This is a genomic window from Saccharibacillus alkalitolerans (assembly GCF_011090185.1).
GTDB lineage: Bacteria > Bacillota > Bacilli > Paenibacillales > Paenibacillaceae > Saccharibacillus > Saccharibacillus alkalitolerans.
This window is the reverse complement of record NZ_JAAFGS010000002.1, coordinates 51761-64273: the sequence shown is the minus strand read 5'-3', so window position 1 is coordinate 64273 and position 12513 is coordinate 51761. Positions and strand designations below refer to the sequence as shown.

At 56.3% G+C, this 12513-nt stretch carries 14 protein-coding genes; 7 read left to right on the top strand and 7 right to left on the bottom strand.

Going from position 1 to position 12513, the window contains the following annotated elements; translation table 11 throughout:
* Positions 1-75 precede the first annotated feature (75 nt).
* Positions 76-351, top strand: coding sequence for a hypothetical protein (locus GYN08_RS05985; protein WP_166273195.1), 276 nt, complete (start codon positions 76-78; stop codon positions 349-351).
* Between the two features lie 92 nt (positions 352-443).
* Here GYN08_RS05985 and GYN08_RS05980 read toward each other — a convergent pair whose 3' ends face one another.
* Together GYN08_RS05980 and GYN08_RS05975 are read right to left on the bottom strand one after the other, a co-directional pair.
* Positions 444-1151 (bottom strand): AIM24 family protein, encoded by a 708-nt coding sequence (locus tag GYN08_RS05980; RefSeq protein WP_166273194.1) that lies wholly within the window; start codon positions 1149-1151, stop codon positions 444-446.
* Between the two features lie 13 nt (positions 1152-1164).
* Positions 1165-1632, bottom strand: a complete 468-nt coding sequence (locus tag GYN08_RS05975; protein ID WP_166273193.1) for a hypothetical protein — start codon at positions 1630-1632, stop codon at positions 1165-1167.
* 286 nt (positions 1633-1918) lie between these two features.
* Here GYN08_RS05975 and GYN08_RS05970 point away from each other — a divergent pair, with 286 nt between their 5' ends.
* The gene (locus tag GYN08_RS05970) at positions 1919-2080 is read left to right on the top strand and encodes a hypothetical protein (RefSeq protein WP_166273192.1); all 162 of its coding nucleotides are present in this window, start codon (positions 1919-1921) and stop codon (positions 2078-2080) included.
* A gap of 129 nt (positions 2081-2209) precedes the next feature.
* On the opposite strand, the gene GYN08_RS05965 is transcribed toward GYN08_RS05970, so the two are convergent.
* The 4 genes from GYN08_RS05965 to GYN08_RS05950 all read right to left on the bottom strand — a co-directional run bounded on the left by GYN08_RS05965 (position 2210) and on the right by GYN08_RS05950 (position 7629).
* Positions 2210-3901 carry a methyl-accepting chemotaxis protein gene (locus tag GYN08_RS05965; RefSeq protein WP_166273191.1) on the bottom strand — a complete coding sequence of 564 codons (1692 nt, stop codon included), beginning with the start codon at positions 3899-3901 and terminating at the stop codon, positions 2210-2212.
* A 377-nt stretch (positions 3902-4278) separates the two neighbouring features.
* A complete protein-coding gene (locus tag GYN08_RS05960; RefSeq protein WP_166273190.1) occupies positions 4279-6501 on the bottom strand; it encodes an Ig-like domain-containing protein in 2223 nt (740 codons plus the stop codon).
* A gap of 207 nt (positions 6502-6708) precedes the next feature.
* Complete coding sequence (locus GYN08_RS05955; protein ID WP_166273793.1) at positions 6709-7122, bottom strand: ImmA/IrrE family metallo-endopeptidase; 414 nt, start codon at positions 7120-7122, stop codon at positions 6709-6711.
* 99 nt (positions 7123-7221) lie between these two features.
* Positions 7222-7629, bottom strand: coding sequence for a helix-turn-helix domain-containing protein (locus GYN08_RS05950; protein WP_166273189.1), 408 nt, complete (start codon positions 7627-7629; stop codon positions 7222-7224).
* 310 nt (positions 7630-7939) lie between these two features.
* Here GYN08_RS05950 and GYN08_RS05945 point away from each other — a divergent pair, with 310 nt between their 5' ends.
* The 3 genes from GYN08_RS05945 to GYN08_RS05935 all read left to right on the top strand — a co-directional run bounded on the left by GYN08_RS05945 (position 7940) and on the right by GYN08_RS05935 (position 9961).
* Positions 7940-8437, top strand: coding sequence for an ArpU family phage packaging/lysis transcriptional regulator (locus GYN08_RS05945; RefSeq protein ID WP_206023635.1), 498 nt, complete (start codon positions 7940-7942; stop codon positions 8435-8437).
* 82 nt (positions 8438-8519) lie between these two features.
* Positions 8520-9056, top strand: a complete 537-nt coding sequence (locus tag GYN08_RS05940; protein ID WP_166273188.1) for an RNA polymerase sigma factor — start codon at positions 8520-8522, stop codon at positions 9054-9056.
* Positions 9053-9961 (top strand): hypothetical protein, encoded by a 909-nt coding sequence (locus GYN08_RS05935; protein WP_166273187.1) that lies wholly within the window; start codon positions 9053-9055, stop codon positions 9959-9961. The genes GYN08_RS05940 and GYN08_RS05935 overlap by 4 nt, the downstream gene beginning before the upstream one ends.
* A gap of 159 nt (positions 9962-10120) precedes the next feature.
* Here GYN08_RS05935 and GYN08_RS05930 read toward each other — a convergent pair whose 3' ends face one another.
* Positions 10121-10363, bottom strand: a complete 243-nt coding sequence (locus GYN08_RS05930; protein ID WP_166273186.1) for a type B 50S ribosomal protein L31 — start codon at positions 10361-10363, stop codon at positions 10121-10123.
* Between the two features lie 655 nt (positions 10364-11018).
* On the opposite strand from GYN08_RS05930, the gene GYN08_RS05925 reads away from it, so the two are divergent.
* Together GYN08_RS05925 and GYN08_RS05920 are read left to right on the top strand one after the other, a co-directional pair.
* Positions 11019-11486, top strand: coding sequence for a phage holin family protein (locus tag GYN08_RS05925; protein ID WP_328802913.1), 468 nt, complete (start codon positions 11019-11021; stop codon positions 11484-11486).
* A gap of 26 nt (positions 11487-11512) precedes the next feature.
* Positions 11513-12499, top strand: coding sequence for a peptidoglycan recognition protein family protein (locus GYN08_RS05920; RefSeq protein ID WP_166273184.1), 987 nt, complete (start codon positions 11513-11515; stop codon positions 12497-12499).
* Positions 12500-12513 lie beyond the last annotated feature (14 nt).

Here is a 12513-nt window from a genome sequence, read left to right as displayed (position 1 = left end):
GGGTTCGCGTTCGCCGGAGCGGAAGAGACAAAAGCCCGCACGCCGGGAAAGATCGAAGAGAGGGGACTGCCGCGAATGAACATCAAGATCCTGAATGCCCGTATGGAGCGCAGGGAAGACAAGAGCTACATGGGCAAAGTCGAAGTCGAGGTCGAAGGGCATAAAGAACCTTACGAGCTGACGATCTACAGCAAAAGCGGGGATGCTTGGGAGTACAGCCTGCATTTCCTTCAACAGCCGGGGCCGGAGGAAGAAATTCTGGCTTTCGAAGAACATATCGAGAACGACGACGAAGCGTTCGATAACCTGGTCGACGCGGCTTGGGATACGATGGAGCACGAAGCAGAGTAAGGAGCCGAGAAGCAGAAGCCTGCACAGCGAAAACCGCCTTGTCCCGTACGCGGGAGGCGGTTTTTTTGGGCTGTTCGGGGGGATTTTCAAAGCTATTTAATAAATACATTGCCGAAAGGGATGGCTTCCCGCAAGATCCGCTTGACCAATCCGTCATCTTCCATATGTTCGCGCAGTTCCTGGCTGCGCGTGCCTCCGGCCTGAAGCAGCACATGGCCGCGGCCGGTCATTTTCCAATGATAGTTCATATGCTGGCTCGCGAGGTGGTTGCCGTAAACGGCGAGATCAAGCCTGGCGTTCTCGGGATAGGCGAGGATGCTGCCGGCATTGACGAAGAGCGGTTCCTTTTCGTGGAGTTCGGCCCGAAAAACCGTTCCCTGCGTCATAATGCCGATCTGTCCTTCGCCGGAAAATTTCATTTTGATCGCGTCCTGGGTAATCAGCATATTTTTCAGCTTCAGAATTTTGCTCTTCATCTCGATGCCGTCCGTATAGAAGAACAGCTGGCGGAAGTCGTACAGCATATCGCTGCCCCCGGCCAGCTCGAGCGTCTGCAGGCCGAATCCGGCCGGCAGGACGGCGGTGAACGTACAGCGGCCGCCGAAATCGGCGCGGATCAGCTTGCGCTTGCGCATCATGCGGCTGATCTCCAGCAGGCGGTCGCTGCGTCCCCGCGGATCGCCGCGGTAGGCGATCACCTGCTGCGGATGCAGCACGTGGGCGGCATCGCCGACATCGAGCTCGAACGTGTAGGCCTGCGCCCCGAAAGAATCGCCCGATTGTTCGTGGATAATGTTCATAAAAGGCCTCCGATCAACGTCTGCCGCGCAATCCGAGACGCAGCACGCGGATCAACAGGAAATAGCCGACAAACAGGCCGACGAGAATGAAAATGATGAACTTCATCGTCCGTGCGCTGCGTTCGCGTTCTTTTTGCGCGGCATTCAAAGCGGCCACCGTCTGCTGCAGCTGCCGGTTTTGTTCGTCGAGCCGCACGTTTTGTTCGTTCAGCTGGGTGATTTGCTGCTTGTAAGCGTCCATATCGTCGCGATAGCCTTGGATATCGGCTTTGGCCGCATTCAATTGGTCTACGGTTTCCTCATAGCCCTGGCGAAGCTCGTTGACCTCGCCTGGCAGTTGGCCGAACATCTCAAGCCCGTTGACGAAATTGTCGAACGGTTCCCAGGCCTGGGCCCGGTTTCCGGCAGGAAGCAGCAGCAGAGCCGTAAGCAGGCCCGCCGCGATGCTCCGGCCGGCAGTACGGGCGAAACGATGCTTCATGATGAAAGGTCACCTCAATTTAAAAAGTCGAGTACGTTAACGCCGACCGGGCGGCAGACGTCCGCTCGGGGCGGAAAATGTTTGACGAGCGAACGGAACGGGTAAACATAATCAGCGCAGGCGGCGGATCGCCGCGACCACGCAGCGTTTTTATGCAAAAGATCATACGTCAATTGTACGTCATTAGTGTACCGAAGTTCCCGTTCAAACACCAATTTCGGATAAAAATTTGGTTTACATAGAATGACGGACCCTTATTATAAATCATCGACTGGAGTGAAGCGACATGTATACGACAAATACGAACTTTAAAAAAATCACGGTGACGGTGAACGGAGAACCGGTAGGCAACGGCCTGCTGCTCGACAGCGTCACGTTCCGTCCCGTGAACGAGGATACCAACCTTCTGGCCGTCTCGGAGAAGTCGGCTGCGAAGCAGTTGGGATAAGTGCCGGACACGGCGGAAACCCTGTCAACAAAACCAAAACGCTGCCTTCCTCTCTTTCGGCGCCGCGCCGGCAGAGAGGAGAGCAGCGTTTTTTTGGTTTGTTCGATCCGAACGGCGATTTTTCTCCGCTCAGATCTTAAAACGGCCGACCAGCGTAAACAAATCCTCGGACAGATGCGACAGCATGGCGGAAGAAGCCTGGATCTCCTGCATGGAGGCATGCTGCTCGCCCGACGAGCCGGCCAACAGCTGTGCCCGTTCATACGTACCGTCGGCGATCGAGGAGATGAGTTTGATCCGCTGCGCCACGGAGCCGGCATCTTCGGCCAAGCGCTTGACGTCGGTCATGGCCGCGCCGGCATTGGTCTTGGAAGCCGACCAGGCGCTCCGGATCGCGCCGAACGATTCGGAAGCGGAAGCGAAGGTGCGGGTTCCGCGGTCCGCGGCGGCGGATACGGAATTCATGGAGCCGGCCGCGGCTTCGATCTGTCCCAGTGTCGATTCGATAATGCCGTGAATTTGCCGGACGGACGAACTCGAGCGCTCCGACAGCTTGCGAATATTGTCCGATACGACGGCAAATCCCCGGCCGTGTTCGCCGGCGCGCGCCGCTTCGATGGCTGCGTTCAGCGCGAGCAGATGCGTCTCTTCCGAAATTTCGGTGATCACGCCCAGAATATGCCGAATTTCTTGGGAGTGCGCACGCATGTCTTCGATCGAAGACTTAAGTACGCCAAGCGCTTCGCTTGTCAGGTTAATCTGGAGCGCGGCTTGTTCCAGGTCGCCGCCCGCCGTATGGGAATGCCGTTCCGATTCCGAAGCGCTGCGCGCAAGGTCTTCGACTCTGCCGAGCACCTGCTCGGCGAAAACGGAAATCTGCGTCAGCAGTTCGGAACTTTCCGAGAGGGAAGCGCGCTGCAGGGACGCTTCGTCTTCCAGATTCATCGCGACGTCGTGAATGCGTTCGCCGGCCTGCCCCGTCTGCCCCGCGCTGGCCGTAAGCTGTTCGGAAGCGGCAGCGACCTGATGCGAGCTGTCCCGGACTTCCGTCAAGATGCTGCGGAAACTGGCGGCCATCGCATTGAAGTCGGAGGCGAGCATGGCGGTCTCGTCCCGGCCGCGAACGGGCATCTCCAGCGTGAGGTCTCCCCTGGCCAATAAACGCGTCTGTTCGGATAGGCGAACGACCGGCGACACCATGCGGCGGATAATGAAGTATACGGCGATCAGCGCGGCCGTAAGCAGCAGGGCGCCGATCAGCAGCGGGAGTTCGAATACGGAGAGCGTACGCTCCCGAATAATCGAAGAATCGAAGTTGATGGCCATAAGCGCGACGACTTTCCGGTTATTGCCCTCGCCCGAATAAATGGGACCGTATCCCGTTTTCAATCCGACTCCGTCGTATGTATACACTTTCGAATAGACGCCATGGGACATGGTCGCCGCCATTTGACGATCTTCGTCGGAGAAATAAAAGGGATCGCCGGCTTTGTATCCGCGCTCCCTGAGATTGGAGTCGGCCGCCAAAATTTTTCCGTCTAGCGACAGGATGAAGGCTTCTTTGAAGATCGGCTTGTGTTCGTGAATCCAGTCGATCTTGTCTTGAATCTGTTCGAGCTTGGAGCTGCTGCCCGCCGCGAGCGCTTCGACGTCGGCAGGATCGACCAGCCCGGTCGTGATGTTGGCGCAGCCGACGAGTTCGATGCCGACGGCTTCGTCGACTTGTCCGTAAGCGGCGCGGTACGCGAGCAGGCCGACGGCCAACCCGATCACAAGGAATAGGGATACAATGGCGCTGGTGATTTTTCCGGCTAATTTCATAATCGTTTGTGCCTCCTAAAAGTGCCTTTGAACAACGTCGTGCCTGCCGCCGCCGTCATTCGGAACGAATAAAGCCGGAGTGGACGAATGGCCGGAGGAATCCCGAGTTGTATCATACGTTCATATCCTGCAAGATCGGACAAAGGGTTGCTGTGATAAAAATCTCAAGAAATAGAAACGCCGAAAATTTTAATCAATACGGAATCCATAACAACCAAATTATTCATGAAAAGAAAGAGTTGAGGGGAGAAAAGAAAGGAACAAAACGGCGAGCTCGGAGCGCCGAATAGGACGGGCGAGAACGCGAAAAAGCGGATGCCGCATCCTCGTGCGAGGAGCGGCATCCGCTTGATGCGCAGGCAGTCGCTGCGCTTGGCTTACTTCTTGACCGTTACCGAAACGGTAACCGTTTTGTTTCCGAACTTGCCTTTGATCGTCGCTCGGCCTTCGGCGACAGCCGAGATTTGGCCGGAAGCCGAGATCGTGGCTACGGAAGGCTTGGAACTGGTCCAAGCCGTCTGGGCGGCTACGTTGGCGGTTACTCCGGTATCGTAGGCAGCCGTCACGACGACGGTCTTGCCGGCGCCCGGAGCGAGCTTCAGCGATTTTTCGTCGACCGTCAGCTTGGTGAGCTTCGGCACGACGCTGACGTCGACCGTCAGCGGAATGCCCTGATACGAACCGCTCAATCTGGCCGTGCCTTCCGAGACGCCCTTCACGGAAGAAGTCGTAATGGAGGCGACCTGCGGATTGGAGGATTCCCAGCCCACTTTGCTGCCCAGCGAGACTTTGGAGCCGTCCGCGAAATAGCCGGTGACTTTGATCGCCTTGCTGGACTTGATGTTAAGCTGAATCGAAGTCGGCTCGACGACGATTTTGGTGATCTTTTGTTCGATTCTTACCGGGACGGTGATCGACTTGTTCAAGTAAGTGCCTTTCAGCGTCGCGGAACCTTTGATCAGACCTTTGATCTCCTGGCCTTTGTCGGTCGTCTTGATCACGGCGTTCGAGCCGCTGACCGTCCACTTGACCAGCGAAGAAATGTCTTTTTCCTCTCCGTCTTCCCACACCGCGCTAACGGTCGGCAGAGAGTCCGTATCGCCGACGATCAGGCTGAGCGTTTCGTCGGGACCGATCAGAACAAGCACTTTCTCGTTGACCGTAACTTTGAATTCAACGGTCTTGCCGCGTACCGATACGTCGCCGGACGGCGTAGTGACGGAAGCGACGTCCGGGAGAGAGGCGGTCAGGGTGACGGTTCCGGCCGATTTGGCGACCAGTTTTCCGTTCTCGATATGAACGACTTCGTCGTCGGCGGAAGTCCATTTGACGTCGCTGCTCAGATCAAGCTTGGAGTTGTCCAGCTTGATTCCGCTGATCTTCGGCAGAGCTTCGGATTCGCCTTTGTACAGCTCGGTTTCGTCTTTGGCGGACTCCAGCGACTTCAGCGTCGGATAAACGGCGACCTTGACGTCTTTGGAGATGCCGCTGTAGTCGGCTTTGATCGTCGTGCTGCCTACTGCCTTGGCCGTTACTTTGCCGCCGTCGACCGTAGCGGCAAGCTGGCTGCTCGACGTCCACTTGGAAGAAGCGGATACGTCAAGCGACGAATTGGCGCGATCGCGCACTTCGGCTTTCAGATCGAGCGTTTCGCCCAGGAAAAGGGTCACCGATTCCGAAGGAACCAGCAGCAGCGCCTCGTACGGGGAACGCACGTACACGTCGACTTTGGAAGTGACGCCCAGATACTGGACCGTAATCGTCGCTTTGCCGGCCGCGGCGACGGTCAACGCGCCTTTGTCGACGGCAACGACGGATTCGTTGGACGTGCTCCAGGTCGCATCGGCCGTCACGTCATGCTCGCTGCTGCCTCCGGCAGCCGGAGCAATGGATTTCAGCTTGATTTCGTCGCCGATCAGCAGCTCCAGATCGGAAGCTTTGCCTTTGTCGTCGCGGATCTCCAGGGACGAGTAAGGCAGTTCGACCGTCGCCTTATACGTTGCGCTCAAGCCTTTGTATTTGGCGGTGATCGTCGCGGTTCCTTTGCCTGCCAGCGTAATCTGTCCGGCGTCGACGGTCAGCGCCGACGTGTTGGAGCTGGTCCAGGTCGCGAGGGAAGTGACGTCGGTAACGGCGTCTTTTTCGTCGCCGCCCGTCATTTTGGCGACGATCTTCAGCTCTTTTTCGGAATCGCCCAGTTTATATGTACCGCTTTTGGCAGGTTCGAGGGCGAGCTTGGTGTAAGGATAGGAAGCCGAGACTTCGATGGTCGCGACGGCGCCTTCGTACGTAGCGGTAATAAGCGCGTCTCCGCTTGTCTTCGGCGTGACGAGACCTTTCACGACCTGCGCGACGTCCTCGTCGGAGGAAGTCCAGGCGGCGGCTGCCGTTACGTCTTTTTTGGAGGTGGAGCCTTCGACGGTCGCATAGACCTTCAGCTGTTTCGCCGATTGCCCGATGACCAGTTCTTTTTTCGTCGCATCGTCGAACGATATCGAGGTGACGTCTCCCGTGGCGGCAAACATCTTTGCCGGAAACGCGAGCGAGGCGATCATCAGCAGGACGGCCAGGGTTCGCATCACACTTTTTTGTCGGATCATGATCTTCTCCTTCAACTAAATGGGTTTGGATGGCAGCGCAAGCCGGTTCCATCTTTTTTATTATCGGAAAAAAGCCCTTGAACGTTACTCTTTTTATATAAAAAAATGGAAATGGTCAATTTGACCTACGGTCGGCGGAAAGGCTTGACGAAGCCTGTCGAACAACCGCGAACCGAAAAAAACGCAGCGATTGGAACGTATGTTCGATCATCGGGCAAAAAAATAAACGCAATCCGCGGGAATTCCGCTGCGCAGCAGAAACCGCTCGAACGGCTCGCCGGGAATCGGCTCCGTCTCGCTCGTCAGCAGCAGCAGCGCGAAGCGGTTGGCCTGCCGTTCCAGCTTGCCCGCGCTGAAAAACGAATGTTCTTCGATAAAGAAGCGATTGACGCCCTTATGCAGCCGGTCGTGTCCCAGTTCGTGGGCGCAGACGAAATTCCGCCATTCTTCGGGCAGCCGTTCGTTAATGACGATAAATCGCCGTCGCAGCTTACGGTAATACAGGCCTTTGGTCGATTTGCCGAGATCCATATAGCGAATGTGGATGCCGAGCGCTTCCGCCATGGCGAACGGATCGGTCGTGCGGGTCTTGCGAATGAGGCGGGTTACGAGCTTGTCCATCGGGTCCACCGTCCGTTTCCTCCTTTGGCGGAATGTATCGGGCGCCGACTGCGGCGTACGTTCGATCGGAAAGATTCCGAATCGGACGAAAACCGCCCGTCAGCTTCTGCGCTTGTTCATCTGCTTCGCTTCCCAGAACAAGCCGGTCAGGACGTCCTTGATGCGCTGCTTGTCTTCCTTGTCCAGGGGAATGCCGTCGAACATCAACTCGCCGTCTTCTTCCAGCATTTTCTTGAAGTCACGCTTGTCGCGCGAGCTGGCCCAATCCGGTACCGAATGGTCGTGAGCATCGGGCAGGTAGCCGGCCTCGTTCATCATCTCTTCGTACGGAACGCCGAGCGCCTGGGCGATCTTGGCGATCGTCTGCGGCTTGGGCACGCCCCGGAGGCCGTGCTCGATGCGGGAAATCTGCGACGTGCTGACGCCCGCCGCTCCGGCCAGGCGGTTGATGCTCCAGCCTTTGCGTTCGCGAACCTGTCTCAAATAACTGCCGAACCGGTTTTCCATGTGCGCACCCTTTCTCGTTTCCTCAATTTAGCCGGCCGCGCATGCGGCGCTCCATCTCTTACTTAATATACCCCAATATCCCGTGCCGGGTAAATGTGTGCGGAGAAAATATTGCCAAAAGGCGGAAAGCCCGCCGCACAGCCGGTTTTTTCGCGCGGGTGGAAGAAAACGCCAAATTGTCTCTTTACGAGTTTGGAAACGATATGGTAAGGTTAAAATGGAAATGCGAACAAAATACGAACACATCCATAAAATAGCAGAAAAAGTTCGCTTTAATTGTTGCCAAAAGACAATAAAAGGAGAGATAGACATGGACGAAGCGTTGAATCTGCCGAAACTCGACCGCCGTAAGACGCAGGCCGCCATCGAGGCAGCCATGGAAAAATACCGGATTTACAAAACGATCACGTTCGAAGAGCGGGAAGCCCGCATTACGTCTTCTTACAGCGAAACGCGTTCGGGATTTACGGGCACGACCAGCGATTCGACGGGGCAGGCGGCCGTCTACAACGTCGATATGCCCGCTGCCCGCGCCGCTTATTGCGAACGCATCGAACGGATCGTCGATCGCCTGAACGACCGGGAACGGCTGCTCATGCGCGAACGTTATATGAAGCAGGACGACGTGTTCGATTACAAAGTGTACAACCACGTATTCGATCCGCCGATCAGCAAGGATACGTACGTGAAGGTGCGGACCGGCGCTTTTTACAAAATGGCGCTGACGCTGTCGGCGGCGGGACTGCTGCCCCTGGGCGATCTGCTGACCAAGGAAGCAGTGAGGAAAAAATCCGGCCGAGCGGAATAAAGAAAATGAAAGTCGGATTTTTTGCCGAAAAAGGGAACGATTCCGGCTCCGTCTTGTCTAATAGGGTAGAAGAGGTGAGGAGATGGATAAAATCAGAGAACGTTCGGAAGGACGCATGGAAGCCGCCGATCCGGACACCGTCGTACGCACACACTGGGGCGAAGTGTGGAAATATCTCTTCTTCATGACGGGCAGCCGCTCTGCCGCCGACGATTTGACGCAGGATACGTTTATCCGGGCGATTCGCGGGCTGGAACGCTTCCGAGGGGACTCGTCGCTCAAGACCTGGCTGATGCGCATCGCAAGAAACACGTATATCAATCATAAACGTTCCGCGTTCGTGCGCCGGGTGCTGCCGTTTTCGCAGGTGGAACCGGACGGAGCGGCAGCCTCGGCGGAAAAAGCGTACTTGGCCGAAGCGGGCGAACGGCGGTTATGGGAATTGGTCTTCCGGCTTCCGGACAAGCTGCGCGAAACGCTGCTGCTGGAAGCGCACTACGGCATGACGGCGCGCGAAGGAGCGGACATGCTCGGCATTCCGGAAGGCACGTACAAGTCGAGGCTGTCGCGGGCGCGCAGCCGGATGGAGCGGATGATGAACGAGGAGGAAAACAGATGAGCCGATTCAATGAGCCGGACGACAGCCGAAATAACGGCGCGGGCAGCGAAGGCCGGCCGGATTGGTACGACGCGCTGAGAAGCGAGCCGGGGCGGATGAGCACGGAGCCGTCGCTTGCGCAGATGCGCAGAATAAAGGAGGAATCGGGCATGGAACATACAAATACGCAAATGTCGACGAAACGAAAAGGGAGAATCGCATTGGGGTCCGTATTGGCAGCGGGAGTCGTATTCGGCGGAGTCTGGGGCGCGAACTCGGCCGGTTGGCTGGACGGAACGCCGAATGCGGCGCAGACGCAGATCGCCGGGCAGACGCAGAATGCTCCGGGATCCGGAGGGAGCAATGCCGGAGGAGCGGCCTTAGGCGGCCAAACGGATTGGCAGAGTGTGGTGGCGGCGGAAAAAGAAGCCGAATCGCAGGCGCGGGAAGTCGCGGAGACGTTCAAACGCGAAGATCTGACCGTGACGAACGAACAGCTGGATGTGTTTAAACGAGAGTTTCAATCCAGGGATGAAGACGGAGAAAACATGATCACATGGATCGAAAGACGTCACGCCGAATTGTCTCCGTACGCGGAAAGCGAATTTTTGTCGGTTTATTTCAAGAATCAGGCCGGCAACCTGCCTTACGAAGCGGCCATCAGCACCGACTCCGAGCTGTCCATCGATCATGTGCAAATGACGTTGAAGGAGCTCGAGAAACAAAATGAACGGGTCACGCGGATCACGTTCGATTACACGTTGGACATTATGTTCTCAAGCGGACGTGATCCGCTGCCGATGAAAGGCACGATTCGGATGCAAAACGGAGAAGACGGTTGGAAAGTGCTCAAAGACACGCCGCAAAAAGCGAGCTATCTGGAGTTGTATAAGATCGCGCATCCCGAATTGGCGGGCGACGAATGAGTAAAATCAACGAAGCGCATATTGGAAGAAGAATCAAAAACGAAAAGCCGTGATTCCCGTTTGGGGAGCCGCGGCTTTTTTTGCGTAAAAAAGCAAAAAAAACAGGCGTCGGAGTAATCCGCTGCCTGGTTGTAGAAGTCCGCTTGCGCGAACTTGATCTTACATGTTGTATTTCTTTTTGAAGCGTTCGACTTGGCCGCCAGCGTCGAGGATCTTCTGTTTGCCAGTGAAGAACGGGTGCGAATCGGAAGTGATTTCCACTTTGATCAGCGGGTAAGTGTTGCCGTCTTCCCATTGAACCGTCTCGTTCGACTTACGAGTCGAGGCGCTCAGGAACTGGTGCCCAGTGCTCGTGTCCATGAACACAACTGGTTGGTAATCCGGGTGGATTCCTTGTTTCATCTATTTTCAACTCCTTCACAGAATAATCAATAATCACATACACTATATAGTAGCATAAGGCAAGAGTGTTGACAAGAATGAAATAGGGATGGAAAGAGGGAATTTGAATATGCCGCTTCCGTATACCGCAACATAGCTGTATTTATGGAACAAAAGCAAGCGGCTGTCCTTTTTATCACCCGAATGTCGTCTTTTTTCGCCCTTTTATTGGACATAAATCCGACGCTTCTCCTTCTTCGTTTGGAGAAAAAGGCGGTAAGATTGTATTATCGGGAAGTCGAGCGAGAGACCGGACGCCGAAAGCTTAAAGAAGCTGTTTGCGTCGGGAAAACGGGTGCTGCCCTTCGGGGAGATGCAGCCGTTTTTGTCGTGCGAACAGCGGCGTAAGCCGACTCCGCGAAACTCCTGAGGACATGAAGGGAATCGAAGCAAGTAATAGAAGCCTACAAGCGTTGGAGCCGCCTTTCTACACACGGAAGCGGCTCCAACGCTTGTGGGAAGAGAGGAGGAGATGCGCGAGACGATCAAGAAAGCGTTGGAAGATAAGATGCCGATATTTGCGGGCCGCGCTTGAGACCTGGCGTCGGATGATTCGAAAATTCACTCTGTGCAAACGGAAGTACGCTTATCGAAAAGGCCGGAGGTCAAATATTAAATAGAGCGCTGCGGCGGCCGTAGCCGTGGACGGATAGGAGGACTGTCAATGCTTATTTGTTTACTTCTGATCCTCATTGTCTTGAATGGGCTGACAAGTTGGGCAGCTAATTGGATATGCGGCGGGCTGCGGAGTCGGGTCAATCTTAAAAAGATCATTCGCAAAGTCGCGATCTTTGCCGTTATCGCTATTGCCCACCTAATCGATTTGGTACTTGGCGATCTGCATATATTCCGAAACGCGGTCATTTTCTTCTATCTGGCGAATGAACTTTTGAGCGTTACGGAAAATATGGGCAAAATGGGCGTACCGATACCGCCGGCGATTCGGAGTGCGATGCGGATTTTCGAACATCGTGCAAAGGCCGAGGAGGGGCCGCGGCTCAACTTGGACGAACGGCCGGAGATGCTTAAGGTAGAGCAAACGGGAAAGACTGCTTCGAAAGCGGAAGAAAATAAATCAACCTAATTACAAATCGAAGGAGGAACCCTACCTTGAACCCGCAAAAATATCCCATCGAACGCCGCTACATCGCCAAGCGTTCGAACACGCGTCCCGGCCTCCGGCTTACCACCGGAGCGCCGGCTTTTTTTGTCGCGCACGATACCGGCAATCCCGGTGCGGGCGCGGAGAACCACTACCGTTATTTCAACAGCCTGGCGGATCGTTCCGCTTCGGCGCATACGTTTATCGACGACGTCAAGATTCTGGAGATTATTCCCGCGGGCACAGGCCCCGATCCGGCGGAAAAGGCATGGCATGTCATCTACAACGTCACGACAGACAACGAAAGGTTCGGTTATAACGCCAACGACGCCGCGCTCGGGGTGGAGCTGTGCTACGGCGGCGGCATCGACTTCGAAGAAGCGTACAAGCGGTTCGTCTGGTACCTGGCATTCTGCTGCAAAAAGTGGAACAAGGATCCTCGCCTATTTATCCCCAGCCACAAGCAGCTCGATCCGGCGCGAAAAATCGACTGCGACAACGCGCTCAAATTCGGCGGCCGCACGCTCAAAGACCTGATCGCCGACGTGACGGCGGAGCTGGGGAGTATCGGCGGCGCATCTCCCGCGCCGAATCCCGGCTCTTCGCCCGTTACCGACCCGAAGCCGCCGCAGTCTGAGGCTCCGTCGACCGATTTCGTCCCGCTGCCCGCGGACATGGCGCTGGCGCTGATCGCCGAATACGTGCGTCCCGCCTGGGCGGCGGCGCGCGCGGCGAACCGGCAGCCGGAAGCGGATCACTTCCACCGCCTTGCCGTCAATTTGCGTTCCGCCGCGGGTATCGACGAGGCGGGCGGCAGGCTCCCGGCGGCCGTCAAGCTGCACAAGTCCAACGTGCAGGAGCTCATTTTCCGCTGGCTGTCGCCGGCCTGGTACCGGGCCAAAGAGGAAGGAGACGCCCAAGCGGCCGACGCCGCTCACGAACGCGCCGATCGTCTGCGCCTCGCGGCCGGTTTGCCCGTGCAGAATGAGGTATGAGATGTGAGGCTTGT